At 51.8% G+C, this 23,391-nt stretch carries 25 protein-coding genes; 15 read left to right on the forward strand and 10 right to left on the reverse strand.

Going from position 1 to position 23,391, the window contains the following annotated elements; translation table 11 throughout:
* Positions 1-24: 24 nt before the first annotated feature.
* Together Q0X64_RS04770 and Q0X64_RS04775 are read right to left on the reverse strand one after the other, a co-directional pair.
* Positions 25-681 (reverse strand): Crp/Fnr family transcriptional regulator, encoded by a 657-nt coding sequence (locus Q0X64_RS04770; protein WP_297809400.1) that lies wholly within the window; start codon positions 679-681, stop codon positions 25-27.
* Positions 682-851: 170 nt separating this feature from the next.
* Positions 852-1,019, reverse strand: coding sequence for a DUF1328 domain-containing protein (locus Q0X64_RS04775; protein WP_297809401.1), 168 nt, complete (start codon positions 1,017-1,019; stop codon positions 852-854).
* 154 nt (positions 1,020-1,173) lie between these two features.
* Between Q0X64_RS04775 and Q0X64_RS04780 the strand changes: the two genes are divergently transcribed.
* The 3 genes from Q0X64_RS04780 to Q0X64_RS04790 are packed head-to-tail and all read left to right on the forward strand — an operon-like array spanning position 1,174 to position 2,175.
* Positions 1,174-1,377: a hypothetical protein gene (locus Q0X64_RS04780; protein WP_297809402.1), complete on the forward strand. Its 204-nt coding sequence runs from the start codon at positions 1,174-1,176 to the stop codon at positions 1,375-1,377.
* A gap of 52 nt (positions 1,378-1,429) precedes the next feature.
* Entirely contained in the window at positions 1,430-1,699 is a 270-nt protein-coding gene (locus Q0X64_RS04785) for a hypothetical protein (RefSeq protein ID WP_297809403.1), read from the forward strand.
* 29 nt (positions 1,700-1,728) lie between these two features.
* Positions 1,729-2,175, forward strand: a complete 447-nt coding sequence (locus tag Q0X64_RS04790; protein WP_297809404.1) for a hypothetical protein — start codon at positions 1,729-1,731, stop codon at positions 2,173-2,175.
* Positions 2,176-2,189: 14 nt separating this feature from the next.
* Here Q0X64_RS04790 and Q0X64_RS04795 read toward each other — a convergent pair whose 3' ends face one another.
* On the reverse strand, positions 2,190-2,330 hold the full coding sequence (locus tag Q0X64_RS04795) for an entericidin A/B family lipoprotein (RefSeq protein WP_366517477.1): 141 nt from the start codon (positions 2,328-2,330) through the stop codon (positions 2,190-2,192).
* A 73-nt stretch (positions 2,331-2,403) separates the two neighbouring features.
* Complete coding sequence (locus tag Q0X64_RS04800) at positions 2,404-2,643, reverse strand: hypothetical protein (RefSeq protein WP_297809405.1); 240 nt, start codon at positions 2,641-2,643, stop codon at positions 2,404-2,406.
* Between the two features lie 73 nt (positions 2,644-2,716).
* Between Q0X64_RS04800 and Q0X64_RS04805 the strand changes: the two genes are divergently transcribed.
* Positions 2,717-3,406 carry an EAL domain-containing protein gene (locus Q0X64_RS04805; RefSeq protein ID WP_297809406.1) on the forward strand — a complete coding sequence of 230 codons (690 nt, stop codon included), beginning with the start codon at positions 2,717-2,719 and terminating at the stop codon, positions 3,404-3,406.
* Positions 3,407-3,409: 3 nt separating this feature from the next.
* Here Q0X64_RS04805 and Q0X64_RS04810 read toward each other — a convergent pair whose 3' ends face one another.
* Positions 3,410-3,868: a BLUF domain-containing protein gene (locus Q0X64_RS04810; protein ID WP_297809407.1), complete on the reverse strand. Its 459-nt coding sequence runs from the start codon at positions 3,866-3,868 to the stop codon at positions 3,410-3,412.
* A gap of 153 nt (positions 3,869-4,021) precedes the next feature.
* Between Q0X64_RS04810 and Q0X64_RS04815 the strand changes: the two genes are divergently transcribed.
* The 7 genes from Q0X64_RS04815 (at position 4,022) to Q0X64_RS04845 (ending at position 9,991) form a co-directional block, all read left to right on the forward strand.
* Positions 4,022-4,552: a glutathione peroxidase gene (locus tag Q0X64_RS04815; RefSeq protein ID WP_297809408.1), complete on the forward strand. Its 531-nt coding sequence runs from the start codon at positions 4,022-4,024 to the stop codon at positions 4,550-4,552.
* Positions 4,553-4,945: 393 nt separating this feature from the next.
* A complete protein-coding gene (locus tag Q0X64_RS04820) occupies positions 4,946-5,491 on the forward strand; it encodes an OmpA family protein (protein ID WP_297809409.1) in 546 nt (181 codons plus the stop codon).
* Between the two features lie 17 nt (positions 5,492-5,508).
* Positions 5,509-6,852 (forward strand): TolC family outer membrane protein, encoded by a 1,344-nt coding sequence (locus Q0X64_RS04825; protein WP_297809410.1) that lies wholly within the window; start codon positions 5,509-5,511, stop codon positions 6,850-6,852.
* 173 nt (positions 6,853-7,025) lie between these two features.
* Positions 7,026-7,445 carry a hypothetical protein gene (locus tag Q0X64_RS04830; protein WP_297809411.1) on the forward strand — a complete coding sequence of 140 codons (420 nt, stop codon included), beginning with the start codon at positions 7,026-7,028 and terminating at the stop codon, positions 7,443-7,445.
* 88 nt (positions 7,446-7,533) lie between these two features.
* Positions 7,534-8,028 carry a thiol peroxidase gene (gene tpx, locus Q0X64_RS04835; RefSeq protein WP_297809412.1) on the forward strand — a complete coding sequence of 165 codons (495 nt, stop codon included), beginning with the start codon at positions 7,534-7,536 and terminating at the stop codon, positions 8,026-8,028.
* A 211-nt stretch (positions 8,029-8,239) separates the two neighbouring features.
* Positions 8,240-8,887, forward strand: a complete 648-nt coding sequence (locus Q0X64_RS04840; protein WP_297809413.1) for a hypothetical protein — start codon at positions 8,240-8,242, stop codon at positions 8,885-8,887.
* 183 nt (positions 8,888-9,070) lie between these two features.
* Positions 9,071-9,991 (forward strand): mechanosensitive ion channel family protein, encoded by a 921-nt coding sequence (locus Q0X64_RS04845; RefSeq protein WP_297809414.1) that lies wholly within the window; start codon positions 9,071-9,073, stop codon positions 9,989-9,991.
* Here the strand turns inward: Q0X64_RS04845 and Q0X64_RS04850 are convergent.
* Complete coding sequence (locus tag Q0X64_RS04850; protein WP_297809415.1) at positions 9,973-11,079, reverse strand: WG repeat-containing protein; 1,107 nt, start codon at positions 11,077-11,079, stop codon at positions 9,973-9,975. The two genes, Q0X64_RS04845 and Q0X64_RS04850, sit on opposite strands and share 19 nt — an antisense overlap.
* Before the next feature lie 112 nt (positions 11,080-11,191).
* On the opposite strand from Q0X64_RS04850, the gene Q0X64_RS04855 reads away from it, so the two are divergent.
* A complete protein-coding gene (locus tag Q0X64_RS04855; RefSeq protein ID WP_297809416.1) occupies positions 11,192-12,058 on the forward strand; it encodes an alpha/beta hydrolase in 867 nt (288 codons plus the stop codon).
* 37 nt (positions 12,059-12,095) lie between these two features.
* Here Q0X64_RS04855 and Q0X64_RS04860 read toward each other — a convergent pair whose 3' ends face one another.
* The 3 genes from Q0X64_RS04860 to Q0X64_RS04870 all read right to left on the reverse strand — a co-directional run bounded on the left by Q0X64_RS04860 (position 12,096) and on the right by Q0X64_RS04870 (position 16,090).
* Positions 12,096-13,547 (reverse strand): aldehyde dehydrogenase family protein, encoded by a 1,452-nt coding sequence (locus Q0X64_RS04860; RefSeq protein ID WP_297809417.1) that lies wholly within the window; start codon positions 13,545-13,547, stop codon positions 12,096-12,098.
* 10 nt (positions 13,548-13,557) lie between these two features.
* Positions 13,558-15,198, reverse strand: coding sequence for an acetolactate synthase large subunit (locus Q0X64_RS04865; RefSeq protein WP_297809418.1), 1,641 nt, complete (start codon positions 15,196-15,198; stop codon positions 13,558-13,560).
* Positions 15,199-15,262: 64 nt separating this feature from the next.
* Entirely contained in the window at positions 15,263-16,090 is an 828-nt protein-coding gene (locus tag Q0X64_RS04870; protein ID WP_297809419.1) for a flagellar motor protein MotB, read from the reverse strand.
* Between the two features lie 569 nt (positions 16,091-16,659).
* Here Q0X64_RS04870 and Q0X64_RS04875 point away from each other — a divergent pair.
* The 3 genes from Q0X64_RS04875 (at position 16,660) to Q0X64_RS04885 (ending at position 21,570) form a co-directional block, all read left to right on the forward strand.
* Complete coding sequence (locus tag Q0X64_RS04875) at positions 16,660-20,040, forward strand: EAL domain-containing protein (RefSeq protein ID WP_297809420.1); 3,381 nt, start codon at positions 16,660-16,662, stop codon at positions 20,038-20,040.
* Between the two features lie 2 nt (positions 20,041-20,042).
* The gene (locus Q0X64_RS04880; RefSeq protein ID WP_297809421.1) at positions 20,043-20,906 is read left to right on the forward strand and encodes an HDOD domain-containing protein; all 864 of its coding nucleotides are present in this window, start codon (positions 20,043-20,045) and stop codon (positions 20,904-20,906) included.
* A 115-nt stretch (positions 20,907-21,021) separates the two neighbouring features.
* Complete coding sequence (locus Q0X64_RS04885) at positions 21,022-21,570, forward strand: Slp family lipoprotein (protein ID WP_297809422.1); 549 nt, start codon at positions 21,022-21,024, stop codon at positions 21,568-21,570.
* 4 nt (positions 21,571-21,574) lie between these two features.
* Here the strand turns inward: Q0X64_RS04885 and oadA are convergent, their stop codons facing one another.
* A complete protein-coding gene (gene oadA / locus Q0X64_RS04890) occupies positions 21,575-23,368 on the reverse strand; it encodes a sodium-extruding oxaloacetate decarboxylase subunit alpha (protein ID WP_297809876.1) in 1,794 nt (597 codons plus the stop codon).
* Positions 23,369-23,391: the final 23 nt, after the last annotated feature.

Consider the following 23,391-nt stretch of genomic DNA (forward strand, 5'->3'; position numbering starts at 1 on the left):
CCTTGTTTGGCGCTAAGTAAAAATTTACAACCTGGTCCATTCAGGACTGGTGTCCAGATAGGCTCTGTCAAAGCCAGACAATTCGATCAGACCTTCCAGGTCAAGAATGTGCAAATTGCCGTTTTGATGATCAAGCAAGCCCAACGTTTTGAGTTGTTTGAAAGTGCGGCTGATATGCACCGATGACAAGCCCAGTGTGTCGCCGAGCATGCTTTGATTAATCGGTAGTTCAAAAGGCATATTGCGCAAGGTCAGTCTGACCTTGATTTCAACGATAAAGTGCGCCAGCCGTTCCAGTGCATTACGCCGACCAATATTGGTGACCCGCTCTATCAGCATTGATTGTTCCCGGGCCATGGCCAGAAAAAATAAATCGGTCAGTTTAGGAGACTGCTCAAAAATCTCCGTCAGACGCTGCTTTGGAAAAGGGCAGGCCAAGGCATCGGTCATCGCGTAAAACTCGGTCAGGCTATGCCGCATGCCCATCTCGCGTAAGCCCAGGATCTGGCCAGGCAAGAAAATATCCAGAACCTGCCGCTGACCATCAGCGAGAATGCGTGTCGCACAGGCCCAGCCCGACTTGAGCATAAACAGTCGGTCACTGAACTCACCTTCCGCCGTCAAGGTAGCGTTCACCGGGTAATGGCGGGCATCCTGCTCCAGCGCTTGCAGCAAGGTCATTTCCCTGTCTGAGAGTGTTGAAATGTTCTCAAACTGAGGAATCAGAAGGCTCCTGTTGTCCGGTGCTTTGACAGTCGAATCCATGAATGCTCACTTGTATGAAACAGCGCGACATGAGCCAATGAGCATTCATTGAATTCAGTGTCTGCCTTGCCGGCGACCATCACTGCTTATTCAAGCGGTGGGCGGCGACCAGTAATAAAGAAAATGACGGCCAGGATCAGGCCAATCACGAATAAAATCCAGGCAATATTAGTGGCGGTACCGGCGATGCCACTCAGTCCCAGTGCCCCGGCAATGATGCCGATAATCAGAAATGTTAAAGCCCAACTCAACATAGTTCATCTCCTCGTTTGTAAACAATTGACCATGTCACAATAATCAAGCTTTCACAAAGCGTCTTTAACCTATGTTAAGGCAAGACGGGAGTCATGGCATTTATGCTGTTTTGCGAGTACATTCATTAGACACTATTTTCCTGAAGGAGGAAATATGAAAACTTCAGTTACTCAATCACCATCATGGTTTATTCGCACATTAGTTATGTTCCTGGCTTTGTCTGGTGCTGCTGTGCTGACTGCCTGTGAAGAGCAGGGCCCTGCTGAAGAAATGGGCGAAAACATCGATGAAAGCGTTGAAGAAGCCGGTGACGCCATGGAAGACGCTGCTGATGATGCTGAAGAGGCAATGGAATAAACCGCTACGGTATTTCTTGTTTTAAAGATTGATTCACACAGGAGGTTAAATCATGGCAACACAGAACAATAATCAGGATTTACAGGCTCAGCTTGATACCCTGCGAGAAGATTTCAGTGAACTCACTAAGACAATGAAAACAATGAGCACTGACTATGCCAAGCAGGGTCAGCAAAAAGTCCGCGATGGTGCCCAGCAAGCCAAAGCCCAGGCAGCACAGAGCCTGGATCAAGCCAAACAGGAAGTTGAAGCGCGCCCATACACCAGCATGGCTGTGGCTTTTGGTGTTGGCCTGGTGGTAGGCAAACTGCTGGACAGATAAGTGGCAATGGCGATGACAGGAGTTAAGTCATGAGATGGCGCGCGAAGTTACAAGTGAATACCGTTGCTACGCTGCTGGCAAGCTTGCTGGGGGTGCTGGCGACGGGCTTTGCCGCCGTCGGGCTGTATCTGTTTCTGGAGAAACAGGTGCAGCCTGACTTAGCCGCTTTTTACACAGCCTGCGCGCTATTGCTGCTGGCCATTTTTATCCTGCTGCTGGCGCGGTTTGTCACCAGTCCTCCCTCGACACCTCCGGCCAGGCAAAATGAAGACCCAACACAGGGTGTTCAACAGATCCTGGATCAGATATCTGACACGGGGGTGACCGCATTGGTGGAAAAGTATCCAGGCAGGGCGGTCGCGGCGACCCTGGCAGCTGGCTTAGTGCTGGGCTACAGCGCTGAAGCCAGAACTGCTGTAAAAGCAGCCTGCCGGGAATGGCTCAATGAGGAGTCGAATCAAAAAAAGCCCCAGTGAACGGGGCTTTTTTATCAGTAGTTCTTGTTTTCGCTGGCTTTTTTTTCAATGGCATCACCCGCGGCCTCTACGTCTTTACCCATACCTTCGATGGTATTGCAGCCTGTCACCACGCAGGTGAGACAAAAAGCTATCAACAATGAAATAATTTTCACAGACTTCTCCAGATTGATGAGGTAGAAAAATTATTGCGTTAAAATAGCCTGATCGTTCAGGCAAATCAAAAAATTATCTTGCCCCTTCCATTTGCTTGAACGTCTCTCCCTGCAAGTCATGTCGGTGGGTGCTACGTTCTGGCCTGACTTTACAGGTCACAACTGACAGGTGCATCAACATGGTGCTGTTTGAGAGGTAAAGGTCAGACAGGGTGAGCCGACGCTCGTCGGGACATCGAACGTTTTTCTTCAGCGCCAGATAATATAGGCTTTTCACCGACAGTTGTTTAGAAACACGCTTCAGGTAGGACATGTCAAAATTCTCATCATTACCCTCCGGTTGTCATCATTGCCTAGATAAGAATGGCGCGGAAATAGACTTTTCAATGGCATTTCAGCCTATCGTTAATGCCGAAAGTAAAACCATCTTTGGTTATGAAGCGCTGGTCAGAGGAGTCAATAACGAACCTGCGGGGTTTGTGCTGGATAAGTTAAATGATGAGAATCGTTACTTTTTTGACCAGTCCATCCGAGTCAAGGCGATCAGTACTGCAGTCGACTTGGGGCTTGAGTCCTTGTTGTCGATTAACTTCTTTCCTAACGCGGTCTATCGCCCTGAAACCTGCATCAGAACCACATTGAATGCCTGTGAAGAGTATGGATTTCCCATCAACAGGGTAATGTTCGAGGTGACCGAGTCAGAAAAGATTGAAGACCGTGAACACCTGAAAAATATTTTCAGCTATTACAACGAAAAGGGCTTCATCACGGCCATTGATGATTTCGGTGCCGGGTTTTCCGGTCTCAACCTGATATCAGACTGGCAGCCCAATATCGTTAAACTGGATATGAACCTGATCCGCAATATCGATCAGGATGTGACACGGCAGCATCTGGTGGAATCGGTCATTGGGTTTGCTCACAAGGTCGGTATCGATATCATTTGTGAGGGTGTGGAAACCAAAGCGGAACTCGAGACACTGATGGCAATGGATGTGAGGTTGTTTCAGGGTTTCTTATTTGCCAAGCCGCAGTTTGAGGCATTACCGGAAGTGGATTTTGATACCATTCTCTAAGGCTCAAGCAAGGCCCATATTGCCGCCGCGAAGCTGACAGGCATCAAGAAAGGCTTCAAAAAATACCCGCGCTTGTCGAGTCAGTTTATCGACACTCCTGGTCTCCATCATATCCTCAAATAAATCGTAAACTGTTTGATAGTGATGTAATGCGTCTTGCGGAATATGGCGCAAGGCCATGGTCCAGTCTCGAAAAGCCCGGGACTCAATCATTTCATGGCAAAGCAACTGAACATCCTGGTGGCGATGGTCATCGGCAATGGACGGGTAAATGAAGTCCAGAGACGTTTTGGGTCCTTCAAGGTATTGAATGATGCTGCCTTGGTGATAAATGAGGCAGCCGGTAACGCCGAAATGTGCATTTTTCCTGCGTGCTGAGTACATCAACTGGTCCAATTCCTCACCACTGAACAATTCCACAGCGGTGCTGGTGTACATAATTTTGTGGAGCGGGCTCGCCATAGCATCACCTTTGAAGCTGTTTACCGTCGAGCCTATCAAAAGATTAGATAAAAAGACATTTCTGTAAATCGAGGGGTAGCGACATCATCACAAATTTTTGATGACTGTATCAGCATCCTCAAAATTCACTTTTTATAAGCAGAGGAATCAGCCATGCGAAATGCCATTGTGTCAGCCCTGTTATTCATTCCGTCCGTTGCGCTGTCGGCCCAATGTCCGGCTTTTCTTAATTATGATTTACCCCGCCTGCACTCAGATGAAACTGTCAACATCTGTCAACAGGCCAGTGGTAAGCCCTTACTTATCGTTAATACTGCCAGTCACTGTGGCTTTACCAAACAATTTGAGGGACTGGAAGATATCCACCAGACTTATAAAGATCGCGACTTGATGGTGGTGGGCTTTGCCAGTAACGACTTCAACCAGGAAGCGAAAACGGAAGAAGAGGCTGCGAAAGTGTGCCGTGAGAACTTTGGTGTGACTTTTACCATGGTGGCGCCCAGCTATGTGAAAGGCCAGCGGGCCAATCCGGTTTTCAGGGAAATCAACCGGCAAAGTGAGGAGCCAAGCTGGAATTTCAATAAGTACCTGATCAATGCCAATGGCGAAGTTGTGAAGCATTTTGGTAGCCGGGTCGCTCCCGATGATGCGTCTCTGCACGAAGCGATTGAATCCATGCTCTAGACTAGGCTGATTGCCTTGGCATAAAATGTGATAGAGTTAACATTTTTGGTCAGTGGCACCAAGCAGACTGAGGCTGGGCGCATCGGTCATAAAGTTATCGGGACAATTTTGCTGATAAATCAGCCGGCTGTTTGGATAATATGGCCCGCTCAGCGATGTTGGCTGTGTTGACTTGCTTTTAATTAGCATTGATACTTCACTGACACAGAGATTTCACGCAAGTTTGTCGGCATTTCAGGGAGATAACAATGAAGCAGGATGTGTTGCAGCAACAGGCATCATTGCCGACTTTTCCCCCCGACTGTGGCAGCATGGCCGTCAAGCTCATGCAACGCAGTGTCCGGCCTTGTTTCTTGGCTAATACGCATATAGTACATTTTAAGAGGCATCAGGATGATTGATTTACGCCGTTTGTGTCTGCCATTGATGGTCACGCTGGTGGCGACAGGCTGTAGTCCAATACACGGCACCTTAGGGCCGGACAAGCAGCAGTCGGATTTGCGCGAGTCGGTTGAAGCACCGTTTCAATTAAGCGAAGGCGAATCGCCTTTCTGTAACGTGCCACCCATGCAGATACCCGAGGTGCCGGAGTTAGCCAGAGCGCCGGATATCTTCAGCTACAAACTGTTCTTCCTGCTGGATCAGACAACATTCACAGAAGAATCCAGGCGTGAGTCTGAAGAGATTTATCAGGAAATCCTGGATCGAGATTTCAGTGAAATCACCATCAGCGGCCATACTGATACCTCGGCTTCCAATGCCTATAATGAAGCCTTGTCACTGCGTCGCTCCAAGAAAGTACGTCAGCAGTTGATTGAGTATGGTGTGCCGGCAGATACCATCAGCATTTCTGCTGAAGGTGAGTATCGTCTGCTGGTCACAACCCCTGATGATACGGTTGAAGTAAGAAATCGTCGCGTCGAAATTACCGCACGCTGATTGACGGAGATTAAGCAATGCTACACAAATTCAAGCTGGTGACTTTAACGGCTTCCGTGCTGAGCGCAAGTTTGCTGATGTCGCAGTCGGCTTCAGCGCAGTCACTGACCGAAGCGGTTGATAAAACCATTCAAAGTAACCCCAACGTTCTGGCTGAAGGCTACTATCGTCGCAGTGTCGATAAAACCATCGACCAAGCACGTGCCGGCTACTATCCGCAGGTTGATCTGAACCTCGGTATCGGGCGTGAACGGGCTGAAAATAATTCCACAGCACCGGGCCATAGCCACCTGACTCGCGGTGAAGCCGGTCTCAGTGCATCACAAATGTTGTATGACGGATTTGCCACCAAAAGTGCGATTGAACAAAGCCAGTCAATGGCTGAGTCAGCCGGTTACAGTGTGTTTGATACTGCCGAGACTACCTCACTCAGAGCGGTTCAGGTTTACCTGGATGTACTGCGCCGGCAGGATCTGCTCAAGCTGACTGAGGACAACATGGAAAGCCATGAGCGCATTTTCTCGCAGATAGAGCAACGCAGTGAGAGCGGGGTCGGAAACAGTGCTGATTTGGAACAGACCCGTGGTCGTCTCGCCCTGTCTGAAGCCAATCTGACATCCAACCAAGGCAACCTGGAAGACGCCCTCAGTAGTTATAACCGAGTCGTGGGCAATATGCCGGAATCACCGGCCGATCCGGGGCTGGATTGCTGTGATAAAGCGCCTGCCACGCTGGAAGATGCGATGACAATCGCTTACAACCAGCATCCGGCTTTGCGCTCTGCCATGGCTCAGCATGAAGCTGCGCTGGCCCAGGAGCAGGGCGCAGAAGCGCCGTTCCATCCACAGGTGAATTTTGAACTCAGCACTAGAGCTGATAATGATCTGGATGGCCAGAAAGGGCATGAAAAAGAAGTACTGGCCATGCTCAGACTTCGCTATAACCTGCTTAATGGTGGTGCTGATAAGGCGCGGCTGGAAGAAACTGCCTTCCTCAGCCAGCAGGCGCGGGAAGAAGCCAATATCGCCGTACGCGACATCGAGCGCGATGTGCGTCTGGCCTGGAATTCTCTGGATAATCTCTCGCACCAGTTGCCGGTTCTCAAGCAGCGTATGGAGTCTGCCAAACAGACCCGCGAAGCCTATCAGCAGCAATTTAATCTGGGACAGCGCACGCTGTTAGACTTGCTGGACACCGAAAATGAAGTGCTGACAGCCAGCTCCGAGTACACCAATGCCTATTATGATCATCTCTATGCCTGCTATTGGCTGGCAGAGACTATGGGCAAACTGCTGGAGCACCTGGAACTGGAAGCACCGGAAGAAGCCATTACTGTGGCCAGTCCCGAGCCGGTCGAATAAATCATTCTGCTGAAACAAAAAGCCCCGTTCATCGGGGCTTTTTTTTGCTATCTCGCTCGCTATACCAAAGGGAATGCGTGATAACAGCGACTGGCCGGCATATCAGGAAGATCCTCCCTTTAATCGCCCGGGCAACTGAGCGATAGTAAAACAGTGATGTTCAGGGATAACAAATGATCGAACGCGATGAAGATACCTTTGCAGCGCTCAGGGAGATGGCAGAGGACATTCACCTGGTTTCGCGCAACCACAACGATGAACTGATAGGCATCGAGTATTACAACAATCTGCAAGTGCTCAGCACAGAAGAGCTGGATGAACTGGTCACCTTGTGGCAGCGAAAGAAAATCACCTGTCGTAAGGAAAAGCTTGCCTCTCAGTGGCTGGTGTTGCAGGTACTGATGCTGATTGCTTTCGCTATCTATATTGGCTGGTTATCCGGCGGCATAACTGGCACGATTTCCAGTCTGATCGGTGTTATAGCCATGATCAAGATGATCGAAGATAAACGGGTGCGGATCGCCAGGCGTAACCTTGCTGATGCCAGCCGTGTTTATCAGCATCTGGCAGACTTCCAGCAGTCCCAGCGCTGAACATATCACGCTGCTGGTTGACATCAAATCATCAGGATGTAAGGCTCATGCAGCCACAATAAACATCAATACTCAGGAGGAAATTTTTATGGCAACAGTCACATTAAAAGGTAATCCATTTAAAACTGCCGGCGAACTGCCTGCGGTTGGCAGCAAAGCACCAGCTTTTACCCTGACCAAGCAGGATCTGTCAGATCTGAATCTGTCTGACATTTCGGGCCGTGTTGTACTGAATATCTTCCCTTCAGTTGATACCCCAACCTGTGCAACATCAGTACGTGAATTCAACAAAAAGGCCGCTTCGCTCGATAGCACCACCGTTGTCTGTGTTTCCAAGGATCTGCCGTTTGCACTGGCGCGTTTCTGTGGTGCGGAAGGCATTGAAGACGTGGAAGCAGCCTCAGCTTTCCGCTCCAGCTTTGCCGATGACTATGGCCTGACCATGAAAGAAGGTCCTCTGGCTGAACTATGCTCCCGCGCCGTTGTGGTAATTGGTGAGGATGGCAATGTGCTCTACACCGAGCAGGTCGCCGAAATTGCCGACGAACCTGATTACGACAAAGCCCTGGCTGCCTTGTCCTAATCGCTGTGAAGATACCCCGGCTGCTCGCGTGGCCGGGGTTTTTTTATGTCTGAAAAACGCAGCCGTGTTGAAAAAATAAGCCAACCCACTAAAGCGTCATTTCATCGCTTTTATAAAAGCGATACTTAATCCTCAATAAGCGTTCGCGTGAAACTCAAAAAAACGGCTTCTGTCATTGAATTAAGGGCCGGGTTTAGGATTAAATTGAGTTATGAACGAATCTGCGGGCATGTTTTCTTCGGTGGCGGTGCTGGCCGAATTTCATCCTCAGGCTAAAGCACTGCGCTTCTGGCGTGATGAACAGCAGGAAATGCTACACGCCAAGGTTGAGCTTTATGATGCGCCGCTCGAGGCGCTACAGGAGCTTGAAGCCGATATTGCGCTGGTCTCCAGCTCGCTGAGCGATGCTGCATTGCCGGACTTTCACGCTTTTTGTACCGATATTGAGAGTATCTTCCGTGGCGCACAGCCCAGTGGTCCGGTGACACAATTGTCAGCAGTGGACTGGGCCCGTTTTCGTCGGATATCAGCCTATGCCCAGTACTGGCAGGATCGCAACCCATGCGAAGTCAGTAAGCTGCTGACCTTTATGATGGGTATTCCGCTTTTCAGCCAGTTGCTGGGCAGTTTTATCACCCGCCGCCATGGCGAGACCGAGCAGGCTATTATGCAGCAGACAGCAGAGCCCGGCGGGATTTATATCATGGGGGTGAACCGCTTTCATCAGCTGTTCAGTGATGAGATCGATACCGCCTTCAATGAAGCCAAGCTACTGGTCTCTACCTTTCGTGGCACGCGCGATGATAATGCGGCACGCATTATCAACGGCATGGTCAAGTCGACTTTTTTCCATTCATAAGTTTTAAAAAACCAAGTTATCACCGCCGGGTCGGGAACCAACTGATCCGCTATCTGTCGGAGATTTCATGGCGCACAGTCTGTCGCCATCGGCAAAGCTGCCAACCTTTTGACTTCTATTGTTTTGAGTTTACCCGCCCCTGTTTTGCAGGGGCGAGGTTTTTTGTCTGAAAAGGGGCTGGCCATGGATGCATTCAATGACTTTGTCGATACCATCAGCTGGAGCCTGCTGATTGGCACTACCGTTCGAATCCTGTTAATTCTGATGATTGCCTGGGCCGCGGCGCGGCTGCTCAGAACAGGGCTAGTGCGGTTTGAAAATAACCTGGTGCAGCGCAGCCTGTCTCGTGGCGAGTCCTCCACCGAATCCAAAAAGCGCATTGAAACCCTGATTCGCCTGCTCAGACAAGCCGGCATGATGGCAATTTGGATCACATTATTGTTGGTACTGCTGCGAGAAATCGGGGTGGAAATCGGTCCGGTCATTGCCAGTGCTGGTATTGTGGGGCTGGCGATTGGTTTTGGGGCTCAGAACCTGGTGCGTGATGTTATTTCCGGCTTTTTTATGATTCTGGAAAATCAGATCCGGGTCGGCGATGTGGCGATTATTAACGGCACCGGCGGGCTGGTGGAAGCGATTAACTTTCGAACAACCGTGCTACGCGACCTGGCCGGCATCGTGCATTACTTTCCCAACGGTACGGTGACCACACTGAGTAATATGACCACAGACTGGTCAGCCTACGTGTTCGATATCGGGGTGGCCTATAAGGAAAACACCGACCAGGTTTGCCAGATCATCCAGCAGGTCATTGATGAGATGCTGGCCGAAGAGGAATATGCTGAGTTAATTGTTGAGGCGCCGGAAATCTTCGGGGTGGATAAGCTGGATGATTCAGCAGTGGTCATCAAAGGCCGTATAAAAACCCGGCCCATCATGCAGTGGAAAGTGGGGCGGGAATTTCTGCGCCGCATCAAATTAGCCTTTGATACCCATAATATTGAGATCCCGTTCCCGCACAGTACGGTCTATTTCGGCGAAGCCAGCCCGCCATTCGATGTGCAAATGCTGGAAACCGCCGTGACTCAATCACGGGCGATGTAACCCCACTTGCCCTGCAGTTTGACCCGGGCCAGGCCTTCGTGGAAAGACTGGGCATCGTCATAGTCAGCAGCGATTATCATCTCACCCTGTTGGTTGATAAAGCCGTATTTCCAGTAATCCAGCGTGACCGCTGCCAGCCCCTGCTTAAAGGAATGCCCCCATTTGAATTGGGGCGGGATCACCATCTCACCCTGCGGGTTGAGGTAGCCGACTTGGGCATCGACTTCGATCCGGCCCAGCCCTTCGCTAAATGACCAGGCATTATCCAGCGTGGGTTTAACCACTTCTTCGCCGTCGCGATTGATATAGCCATAAAGCCCATCCCGCATCACCACGGCCATTTGCTGTCGAAAAGGTTTCACCCGCTGATAGCGTTTGTCGCTCAAAGCTGAGCCGTCAGGGCGGATAAACCACCACTGATTACCCTTGCTCACCACGGCCCGTTGATTATCAAATGCCTGTGCCTGACTGAACTGAGGCGCGATAACGGTTTCACCCTGGGGATTGATATAACCCCAGCCGTCAGCGGTTTCAACCGGAGCTAGCCCTTCTTTGAACAACAAGGCATTTTTAAACTGCGCGGCAAGCTGCCAGTTGCCATTATTATTGATAAAGCCCCACAAGCCATCCTGCTTAACAGCCGCCAGCTTCTGACTGAATGACCTTGCCGCTTCAAATTGTGGCTTTATCTGCCACTGCCCTTGGTTGTTGATAAATCCCCAGTGGCCTTCTTTGAGCACCGCGGCCAGGCCTTGTTGAAACGGCAGTACCTTCTGGAATTGCGGAGCAATCACCGTCTCGCCCTGCTGGTTGATAAAGCCCCAGCGGGTGTCTTGCATGATCGGTGCAAGTTGTTCATTGAATGCCTGCACTTTCTGGTTTTTAGCCGGTGTTAGCAGCGTATCGCCATTTTTGCCGATGAGTCCCATTTGTGGCCGGCCCTGTTCGACCATAACCACGGCGGCAACGCCATCTTCAAAGTTGCCGGCAGCATCAAACTGAAAGTTAATCTGCAGATCACCGGGGTCGGCTTGCAGCGTGCTGAGCCAGAGGGATAAAGGCACTATTAATAGGTTGCGCGGCAACATAGGAATCTCCATCTGCAGCAAATAAGTGGAGCCTGTCGCGGTTTACGTGAATTTCACGTCAACAGCACAACACTGTTTTAGTTATGACTCCCCGCGAAGAGGCCGGCGACAATTGAAAGCAAAATTAAGCAAACCGTTGCTGCATGGCATGATTGCCAGTGGCCTGGTGTGGCTGACCAGTGCCTGTTCACCGGTGACGGTGCTCAATGCCGTGATACCGGAGCAGGGCTATCAGCGAATCGATGATATTGCTTATGGCAAGGCACCACGCCAGACACTGGATATCTACCTGAGTCAGCAACCTCAGCCAAAGCGCAGTACAGTGGTATTCTTTTACGGCGGCAGCTGGGAGTCGGGCGATAAAAAGCAGTACAAGTTTGTTGCCGAAGCACTGACCTCAGCGGGTTTTGATGTGGTGATACCCGATTACCGCGTCTATCCCGAGGTGCTGTTTCCGGCCTTTGTTGAGGATGGCGCCGCAGCATTGAGCTGGGTCAAAAACAATATAAGCCAGTATGGCGGCAATGCCGACCGGCTGTTTGTCGCCGGTCATTCAGCCGGGGCTCATATCGCCGCCTTGCTGGTGTTGGATGAGCAATACCTCAAGCGCCATGAGCTACAGGCAAGTGATCTCAATGGCATGATTGGCATGGCCGGGCCCTATGACTTTCTGCCGCTGAAAAGCCGTACCTTGAAAACGATTTTCGGTCCGGAAGCCTCGCACTGGCGCAGTCAGCCTATTCACTATGCGGATGGCAATAATCCACCGATGCTATTGCTGGTGGGGAATAACGATTTGACCGTCTGGCCGAAGAACAGCCGTAATCTTGCCGCTAAAATACGTGAAAACAACGGTAACGTGAAGCTGGTCGAGTTCGACGATTACGGTCATGTGGCGATGGTGGCCAAGCTTGCCAGGCCGCTGCGGGGCGATGGCCGTTTACTGGACACGATCACCACATTTATCCGCCGCCATTGAGGGCAAACCCCGGCTTGGCCGGGGTAGCAATGAGTGGCTAGCTGATGCCCTTGGAAGTGACCACGATCATTTTTTCTACCTGCATATCTTCCATGCTGTAGGGAATGCCGCCTGTGCCCAGGCCCGAATGCTTAAGGCCGGCAAACGGCATCCAGTCGACCCGGAACGCGGTCTGCTCGTTAATCATCACCGCCGAGGCATCGAGTCTGTCGGCGGCAGCCATGGCAGTATCAATATTCTGGCTGTAGATCGCGGCCTGGAAAGCAAACTCCAGACTGTTGGCCTTAACAATGCCTTGATCCACACTGTCCACCGGGTAAATACAGACTACCGGGCCGAAAATTTCTTCCTGGGTCACTTTGGCGTTTGCCGGTGGATCAAACAAAACGGTGGGGGCATAACTGTTATGGGGCAGGGTCTGGCCACCGCAGAGCATTTCCGCGCCTTTATCCACCGCCTCCTGTACCCAGGAGGCAATGCGGTTAAGTTCGCCTTTACGGATAATCGGGCCCACCTCGGTTTTATCCGACAAGGGATCGCCCACCACCATTTTCTCGGCTGCAGCTGCGAGTTTTTCAGCCAGTTCACGGGCAATGCTGCGCTCAGCATAGATCCGCTGCACTGAGACACATACCTGGCCAGCATGGTAGAAGCTGCCCTTGGCCAGTCCCGGCACCGCCTTGTCGATATCGGCATCTTCGGCCACCACCACCGGTGCCACACCGCCATGTTCCAGGGCACAACGTGCGCCGGGGGCCAGCTTGGAACGCAGATACCAGCCGACTTTGGCACTGCCTATAAAGCTGAGAAAGCCGACCCGTGAATCCGTGGCCAGTTTTTCGGCAACATCATGATTTTCTGTCAGCAGCGCCTGACACCATTCTGCCGGCAGGCCGGCGCGGTGGAAAATCTCTACCAGACGAAAGCAGGACAGCGGCGTGTTTTCCGCCGGTTTGACGATCACCGGACAACCGCTAGCAATGGCGGGTCCCACTTGGTGAGCAATCAGGTTAAGCGGGTGGTTAAAGGCACTCACTGCCACCACCACCCCAATCGGCTCCTTGCGCATCATCGTCAGACGGTGCTGGGAGGCGGGGTTAATGCCCATCGGAATGGTGTGAGGGGCATCGTTTCTGAGGCCGTCGATGCAGGCACGGATACTGTCGATACAACGCACCATCTCGACTTTGGAGTCGAGCAAAGGTTTGCCACCTTCCTCGGCTGCCCCGGCCGCCAGTGTATCAGCCTGATCTTTCATCATGGCGACTGCTTTTTCCAAGATATTGATGCGCTCTACGGTTGACAGCCACTGGCTGCGATCCCGAAACAAGGCATGCGCTGTTGTCAGCGCCTGATCAACATCGGCGTGATCCGCCTGATCCACCGTGCCAATCAACTGATCGTTATAGGGCGAATAGACTTCAGTGTGTTTGGCCTGTGATTTGTTGATGCCAGCAATCATCAAAGGAAAGTGGGGAATGCTGCTCATAGCGGGCTCCTTACAAAATGCAGATTTTCTGTTTCAGTCCTTCGCTTAAGATCGAATGGTTCAGCGAATAATCCACAGCCAAATCGATCAAATGCACGCCCTTGCCGTTAAGGGCGGCCTCAAGCACTTTAGTAAATTCAGCATGACTGGCCGGACGATGGCCGGTAGCACCATAACTTTCGGCGTATTTAACGAAGTCCGGATTGTCGAAGCTGAGACCATAATCCTTGAAGCCCATACCCTCCTGCTTCCAGCGCACCATGCCGTAGGCATTGTCATTGAGGATCAGTACCACCAGGTCCAGCCCCATGCGCACGGCAGTTTCCAGCTCCTGTGAATTCATCATAAAGCCGCCGTCACCGCAGACCGCCATCACCCGCTGTTCCGGATGCATCAGTTTGGCCGTCATGGCGGTGGGCAGGCCGGCCCCCATGGTCGCCAGCGCGTTATCCAGCAGGATCGAGTTGTAGTAGTAGCTGGGGTAATTACGGGCGAACCAGATTTTATATACACCATTATCCAGCGCCAGGATATCTTCCTCGCCCATCAGCTCACGGATAATGCGTACCGCCGACTGTGGCAATACAGGGAAGCGTTCATCGTCGCTGTATTTAGACAGGCGCTCGTTCACCTCCTGCTTGACCCGGTAAAAATAGGAAAAGTCCCAATGCGGCTGCGGACTGAGACCGGCGCGCAGACGGTTGATCGAGGTGGCGATATCACCCACCACATCGAGCTGCGGGAAATACACCGGGTCGATCTCGGCAGCGTGGAAATTGATGTGTATCACCTCGGCGCCGCCGTCTTTCATGAAGAAGGGCGGTTTTTCCACTTCGTCATGGCCGATATTGATAATCAGATCGGCGCGGTCAATCGCACAGTGCAGAAAGTCTGATTCCGACAGTGCCGCTGTGCCCAGGTAACTGTCATGGCGTTCATCGATCACGCCCTTGCCCAACTGAGTGTTGAAAAACGGAATGCCGGTATGTTCGACAAACTTGGTCAGCGCCACGCTGGCACGTTTACGGTTGGCACCGGCCCCGATCAGCAGCAGCGGCATGGTCGCTTCTTCGATCATTTTCAGCGCATGCTGAATGGTGCGGTTATCGGCATCGGGCCGGCGGATAGTTTCCACCGTGTAGATGCGCTCATTGGCTTCCTCGGCGGCAATATCCTCGGGCAGTTCGATGTGGACGGCTCCCGGCCGTTCTTCAACAGCCACGCGGAATGCCTCGCGGACGATAGCGGCGACAGTATTGCCGTGCACCACCTGCTTGGTGAATTTAGTAATCGGCCGCATCATATTGACGACATCGACAATCTGAAACAAAGCCTGCTTGCTGGCTTTGATGGGTTTCTGACCGGTAATAATCAGCATCGGCATGCCACCAAGCTGGGCATAGGCAGCTGGCGTGACCATGTTGGTGGCACCGGGCCCCAGGGTCGAGAGACAAACACCGGGTTTGCCGGTGAGCCGACCGTAGTTGGCAGCCATAAAGCCCGCTCCCTGCTCGTGGCGGGTAATGATCAGCTTAATCGAGGAATGCTGCAGAGAGTCGATAAAGTCCAGGTTTTCCTCACCCGGAATACCAAAAATATATTCGACCCCTTCATTTTCCAGTGCTTTGACGAGCAGGTCAGATGTTTTCATGCTGTGTCCTTATGGTTGGGTGACAAGGTTCTCATCGAAGCCATTTTTTTGGATTATATCGCCATCATTCCGGCTGCGACCATGGCTTGATAATGCCGATTTCTACCCGCCGGTTTACCGCCCTTCCCGCTGCGCTGTCATTGGGCTTCAGCGGCTGGGTGTCAGCGTAGGCCTCAATTCTGAACTGATCGGCATTCAGGCCCGGATGCTGCAGCAGGGCATGCACCACTGAGGTGGCGCGGGCGCCGGATAAATCCCAGTTGGATCGGTAAAGACCAGCCCGTAACGGGACGTCGTCGGTATGACCTGCGACCACAAATTGGGCGTTGATATCCGCCAGGGCATTGGCAATGCGATCGAGTACCGGCACAAAGCCGGGTTTGAGACTGGCGCCGGCCGAGGCAAAAGAAGCCTGTTCATTGATGCGGATCAATACTCTATCCTGCCTGGTTTCCAGGGAGATCAAGTTGTCATTGAGGGCGCTGGATAAAACCTGCGTCAGTTCCTGTCGCAGGCTATTCATCTGTGCAGCCTGATAAACTGCGGCATCCTCGGTCTTAAGTACATCCTTGTCGGATTGTCCGGCCTGGAGAACCTCATCAATGGGGGTAGGTTGATCCGGGTTGGGAGAGAAACGCTGTTGAATAACGCTGGTGCCTTTGACGATCTCGTCTTTCGGTTTGGGCCGCTCAACACCGAAGGCGTCTTCCATGGTGCGCACCACCATTTTGAATTTGAGCGCATCAATTTCCGCCATGGCTACCAGCAATACAAAAAAACACAGAAGCAAAGTCATCAGATCGGCAAAAGTGCCCATGTATCGCGGGATCACAATGTCCTTCGCTGCGGTGCGAGGCTCAGGACGTTTTGGCTCCGGTTCTGATTGACTCATTGCTGGCTATCGATAGTAGTTTGTATCAGGCTAGCGCGTTTAAGGTATTAAGCCAAATACTGCTATTCAGCCAATCTGGTTTATGACTGAGTGACTGCCCGGCTGTGAGAAACAGGTTAATGAGTTGACTGTCAGGTTGGTGTTTATGGAAAGCAATTTATATTTCATAAGTTGATGATAATAAATCATTATTTTGATTGCATTGATGTTGTCATCACCCGCCCGGCAGCGCATATGCTCATTGCCAATTAAATGAAGACTATCGCGCTGAGCAGGCCAAAATCTTGTCTGGGATTGGCGGTATACGCGGCAATAAAGTCTTGTTTATCACTGCAATGTTCTCTCTGTATGCGCTACTTCAGAGTAGGCTGGAGGGCGATTTTTCACCGGCAATGTCAGAAAATAGAGACTGTCCGAAGAGCCGCGTAGGGACGGTCAAAGTAGTGCTGATCAATGAGTCATACAGCCACTCGCACAAAACCCTGAGCCCTGCGTATAATCAAACGCAGATCAGAAATCTAGCCACAACTTTTTTGCGCCACAACAATAACTGAGCCGACCGCCAGCTGATGCAAGCAAATATCTCTACGAAACTGGCTTTTTACAGCATGCTGACGGTGCTTGCTGTGCTGTTGTTCGGTGCCGCAGCGTATCTCAATCACAGCCTGGTACAACAACATCAGGCGCAGCTTCACAGTGAAACCCAGAAGCATCTCACCTTTTATCACAATCGCCTCTACAGCAACCTGCAAAACCATATTCAAATCGTTCGGGGCTTGCCGGGTCTGTTTGCCGTCAATCCGGAACTGACTCAGGATCAATTTGCTCGAGCAGTCAGCCATCTGGTCAAGGGGGATTCAGAAATCCGCAATATTGCTGCCGCACCGGATATGGTCATCAGGTACATGTATCCGATAGAAGGCAATGAAGCGGCAATCGGGCTTGATTACAGAAAAACGCCACAACAAGCTGAAGCTGCCGACAGAGCGCGACGCACACGTAATCTTGTTCTCGCCGGCCCCCTGCAACTGAAACAGGGTGGTGTTGGTTTGATCACGCGCATCCCCGTCTTTCTGCAAGAGCCCATTAGTGGTGAAGAATATTACTGGGGGTTGATATCAGCCGTTATCGACGTCAATCGCTTTTTTGAAAAAAGCGGGCTACTGGATGACGACTTACCTATAGATTTAGCGATCAGGGGCGCTGACAGTCTTGGCAGAACCGGCGATGTGTTTTTTGGTGATCCGGCCTTGTTCAATGATGACAGTCTAATTCATACGCTCAACCTGCCGGAAGGCGAGTGGTTGCTGGCCGCTGCACCGAGGAGAGGCTGGTCAGCGCTGCCATCCGATTTCTGGCAAAAGCGCATCTTGATTTACGGCATTGCTGCTGCTTTGTTTCTGCTTATGGCGCTGTTTATTCGCTTTATCTTTGCCGCTTCACTGGCTAATCACAAGTTCCGTAATCTGATCGAGAGTTCACCAGTGCCATATATGTTGTTGGGTGCGGGAAACAAAATTATCTCTATCAATCAGGCTTTCATCGAGACCTATGGCTATCGGCTGGATGAGATTAAGTCTCTCAGCAGTTGGTGGGAGATCACTGCCGAGCCTCAGCGTTACCGGCATGATTTCCAGAGCTATCTGGGGCTGCAACGCCTTAACAGCAGTGGCAGGCAAACCCACACCACGCCGATGGAAATTGAACTGCGTACCAAGTCAGGCACCCGAAAAGTGGCATTGCTGAGCACTTCTTTGCTGCAGGATACCTTCGAAGATGAAAAGCTGCTGGTGGTCTATGACATCACCGTGCGCAAGGAAGCGGAAGAGCAACTGCGATTCTCGTCGCGGGTATTCAATCAGGCGCAGGAAGGCATCATCATCACTGATACTGTCGGCACCATCACCGATGTCAACCCGGCGTTTTGTGAAATTACCGGTTACAGTCGTGAGGAAGTGATTGGCAAAGGACCGCAGCTGCTGAACTCAGGTAAGCACAGCACTGAGTTTTTCAGCAAAATGTGGCAGTCCATTACCGAGCATGGTTACTGGCAGGGAGAGGTCTGGAACCGTCGCAAGAACGGCGAGCTCTATGCTGAACTGCTGACGATTTCGGCGTTGACCGATGATGATGGTCAGAGCCGGCATTTTGTCGGTCTGTTTTCCGATATTACCCAGACCAAACAACAGCAGGAAACGCTGGAGTTGATGGCGCATTACGATGTGCTGACCAAGCTGCCTAATCGTGTCCTGTTCGCCGACCGCTTCTCCCAGGCGGTGGCGCACAGTAAGCGCACTGAAACCCTGCTGGCGATTTGTTTCCTGGACCTGGATAACTTCAAACCGGTAAACGACAGCTACGGCCATGAGGTCGGCGACCAGTTGCTGATCGAGGTCGCGATGCGACTACGCGCCAATGTGCGTGATGAAGATACCATTTCCCGGTTCGGTGGCGATGAGTTTGCGATTATGTTCCGCGATATCGAAACGCATGAGGAATGTGAGTACTTACTCAAGCGTATACATGACTCACTGTCCCAGCCTTACGACGTTAGCGATTTGCGGCTGGAAATCAGTGCATCCAGTGGTGTGACTTTTTATCCCAGTGATAATGCCGATCTTGATACCCTGCTGCGGCATGCCGATCAGACCATGTATCAGGCCAAGTTATCAGGGCGTAATACCTTCAAGCTGTTCAATCCGGCGCACAACCGTCAGACCATGGAAAAACAGCAGTGGCAGCAGGAAATTCGCGAAGCCTTGAAGGCCGGCCAGTTTTGCCTGTTTTACCAGCCCAAGGTCAATATGCGCACAGCGAAAGTCTATGGCGCTGAGGCTCTGATTCGCTGGCAGCATCCTGAGCAGGGCCTGTTATCACCGGCCGCATTTTTACCCTTGATCAGTGACAGCGATCTGGAAATCGAGATGGGTAACTGGGTGATGCAAACAGCGCTGGCTCAGGCCAGTGCCTGGCATCAGGCCGGGTATCCGCTGGAAGTCAGTGTCAATGTCGCTTCCTCGCACCTGCAGTCAGCACGCTTCATTGATGATGTAGAAGCGGCGCTGGCCACCTGCCCTGATCTGGACTCACGCTACCTGCAGCTGGAAATTGTGGAAACCAGTGCTTTAGGTGATATTGCCTCGATTTCGAGGGTGATCAAGCTGTGTCGGGATGTACTGGGTGTGTCTGTGGCGCTGGATGATTTCGGTACCGGCTACTCATCATTAACTCATCTGCGCCACTTGACCGCCAGCACCATTAAAATTGATCAGACTTTTGTTCGCGATATGCTCGATGATCCCCAGGATTACACGATAGTTGATGGCGTCAGTGGGCTGGCTGGTGCCTTTAATCGTCAGGTCATCGCCGAGGGCGTAGAAACCGTCGAGCATGGTTTGATGCTGCTGATGATTGGCTGTGAACATGCTCAGGGTTACGGCATCGCCAGACCCATGCCGGCAAGGGAGTTACAGCCTTGGCTGGAGCAATACCGGCCTGATCAGCAGTGGCTTGACTGCGCCGCCTTGCCTTTGACGCCCAAGCAGCAGGCGCTACGCTTGTTTGAGCTGACCAGCCAGCGCTGGTATCGACTGTTTGTGCAGAACCTGGAGCAGGATAAGGACGAAGTGGAGCACTGGCCGATCATGGATCAACGAAAATGCCATTGTGGTAGCTGGATTCAGCGCGTCAAATCACAAGGCCTGTTTGATGCTGAGTGGCTGGAGAGGGTTGACCACGCCCACACCGAGTGGCACCACCTTGCGCGTCAGATGCGGGACATGCTGCTTGCTGGCGAAGCTGCCGCATGCCGGGCCCGGATTGATGATTACCAGCGTCGTTATGCGGCGATGGCCACATTGGTTGATGAAGCCATTTTTCCGGCAACAGTGCTTGCCAGAAATAGTTCGATGACCAATAATTCACAGACAAATAACAGGGTTATGGAATAGGTATGGATATCAGTGACATAAAGGCGCAGGAAATCATCAGCAAATTCAATATCCCGCCTAAGCCGGAAGTGTTGGTAGCGCTGCAGCAGGAGCTGGATAAGTCCGAACCCGATCCCATTGATTATGCGGATATCATCAGCCGTGATGTGGCGCTCGCAGCAGTCGTTTTGAAAACCATCAACTCACCGATGTTTTCTCTGAAACGGGAAATCGCTGACATTCGTCAGGCGGTAATGATGCTGGGCACCGACAAGCTGGAGCCGCTGGTTAACTACTTTGCACTGCGTTCATCGATGAAAGGCAAAGCGGTTATCTCGCTGGAAAAATTTTGGGATAACACCATGGAAGTGGCGACCATGTCGAAGTTGGTGCTGAGTTACCTTAATGACCGCTGTGATGTGGATGATGACCAGTTGTATGCATTGGGGCTGTTTCGTGACTGTGGCATTCCGCTGATGGCGATGAAGTTTGATAACTACCGGGATGTCCTGTTTGAAGCCAATCATTCACCGCATCACAGCTTTACCGAAATTGAAGAAGGTCACTACCAGACTAATCACGCCATCGTTGGCTATTTTGTCGCGTCTTCCTGGCATTTGCCTAAATCCCTATGTGAGCTCATCCTGCGTCACCACGATCCTCACTTTCTCAATGATCGCCGTGTCAGCGAACAACAAAAAGATCTGTATGGGCTGATCAAAATTGCTTCAATGGCGGCAACCCGTTACAAATACGGCAAAACTGACAGTGAATGGCCAATGACCAGTGAGTTAGTGCTGACGCATTTCAAAATGAGCGATCTCGACTATAAGGAAATGCTGGCTGATTTGCTGGATGAATATGAATCCCAGTACGGCGAATTTTAGTGTGTCTTGCCGTTGTTTTCAGCCTCAAAAGTCAATGAACCACAAGGGAAACTCTGCGACCCCGGCAACAGTCATAGTTTGAGATTACATACTTGGCAGACAACGCCTGGGAGTCATGATGAAAGCTTTAGTATCTTTGTGCCTGCTGTTTCTGGTCGGCTGTAGTAATGTGCCGGTGGCCATCAAAACAGCACCTCAGCCTGATTTGCAATTGAGTCAGGTGACCGGCAAAGCGGCCAGCCATCAGGATGATACAGTCCGCTGGGGTGGACAAATCGTCAAAGTAGAGAACAACGACAGCGGCTCATTACTGCACATTGCTCAGTTCCCGGTCAACAGCTACGGCCGTCCTGATGAAACCGCTGACAGCCAGGGACGTTTTCTGGCACGGACCACAGACTTCGTTGATCCTTATATCTACAAGTCAGGCACGCTGGTGACTGTGGCAGGCAGAATAGCAGAAGAACAAACCGTTACCGTCGACAAGAAAAACATGACGATTCCGGTGATCGAGATTGGTCAAATCTATCGCTGGACACCACGCCAGTACGTGCATGATCCCTACTGGTATGACTCGCCCTTTTATTACGACCGCTTTGGCTACGGCTTCAGTCACCCGCGCTGGAGAACACGCGGGTACTATAGCTATGGCCCTTACTGGTAGCCGATCAGCCGATCTCAATTAGCGTTTCGCCCGGCGTGACCCGATCACCTTTGCTGACGTGGACAGCTTTGACGGTGCCGGCGACATTGGCCATCAGCTCGGTTTCCATCTTCATCGCTTCCATGACCAGCAGGGCCTGGCCGGCCTCAACCTCATCGCCTTCTGCGACCAGCACCTCGACTACATTACCCGGCAGTGGCGCGGTGGCATCGCCCGGGCTGGAGGCTTTCTTGCGACCGCCTCCGCCTTCTTTGATGTATTCGTTCAGCGCCTCAAAGGTGACCTCTTCCGGCATGCCATCTATGGAAATATAGAACTTACGCTTACCGCCGCCGACGTCACCGACGCCGGTAATCGCGATATCGTAGCTCTCGCCATGCACATCCACCTTAAACTCGGTGGCAATCGGTTCATTGTCGTTGTTGCTGGCATCACTGGCAGGCAGCAGGGGTTCAGGTTTGAGCTCCCCATCCTGGCGTTGCTGCAGAAATTCACGGCCTAAATCGGGGAACATGGCATAGGTCAGCACATCTTCTTCTGATTGCGCCAGTTCGCCGATGTCGTTACGCAGCTTATCCAGTTCGGGTTTAAGTGCATCAGCCGGTCTGGACTCAATGATCTCTTCATTACCCACGGCTTTTTTCTGCAGATCGGCATTGACCGCAGCCGGTGCCTGACCGTAACCGCCCTGCAGATAACGTTTAACTTCATTGGTAATGGTCTTGTAGCGCTCGCCGGCAAGGACGTTATAAACCGCCTGGGTGCCGACAATTTGTGAGGTTGGGGTTACCAGCGGTGGATAACCCAGATCTTCCCGCACCCTGGGAATTTCAGCAAACACGTCACGGATCCGATCCAGCGCGTTCTGCTCTTTGAGCTGGTTGGCCAGGTTCGACATCATGCCGCCCGGCACCTGATTGATCTGAACTGACACATCTTCACGAGTAAATTCGCTCTCAAACTGGTGGTATTTCTTACGAACTTCGCGGAAATAGTCGGCAATTTCCGATAACAGGTTTAAATCAAGGCCGGTATCGAATTCGGTATTTTTCAGCGCCGCCACTTGTGACTCAGTGGCCGGGTGGCTGGTGCCCCAGGCAAAGGCGGAGATGGCGGTGTCAATGCGATCGGCACCGGCCTCAATCGCTTTCAACTGACACTGTGCAGCCAGACCCGAGGTGGCGTGGCTGTGAATCACCAGCGGCAGATCCACCTCGCTTTTAATAGCTTTAACCAACTCATAGGTCGGGTAAGGAGCGAGCAGACCGGCCATATCTTTAATCGCAATGGAATCGGCGCCCATGTTCTGCAGGTCTTTGGCCTGTTTTACATAAAGCTCGGGCGAATGTACCGGGCTGGTGGTATAAGCGATGGTGCCCTGGGCATGTTTACCGGCCTGTTTGACCGCAGCCATGGCAGTTTCAAGGTTACGCAGATCATTGAGCGCATCGAAAATGCGGAACACATCAATACCGTTTTCGGCAGCGCGGCTGACAAAAGCTTTCACCACATCATCGGCATAATGCCGGTAGCCCAGCAGGTTCTGGCCACGCAGCAGCATTTGCAGGCGGGTGTTAGGCAGGGCCTCTTTTAACTGGCGCAGTCTGTCCCAGGGATCTTCCTTGAGAAAGCGCACGCAGGCATCAAAGGTGGCGCCGCCCCAGACTTCCAGTGACCAGAAGCCTGCCTGATCCAGCTTGTCGCAAATTGGCAGCATGTCATCGGTGCGCATGCGGGTGGCAATCAGAGACTGGTGGGCATCGCGCAGAATGACATCGGTAACTTCAATTTTTTTCATCATTAATTCTCCAGCTTTAGGGC

The organism is uncultured Methylophaga sp., from assembly GCF_947259025.1.
Classification (GTDB): Bacteria; Pseudomonadota; Gammaproteobacteria; order Nitrosococcales; family Methylophagaceae; genus Methylophaga.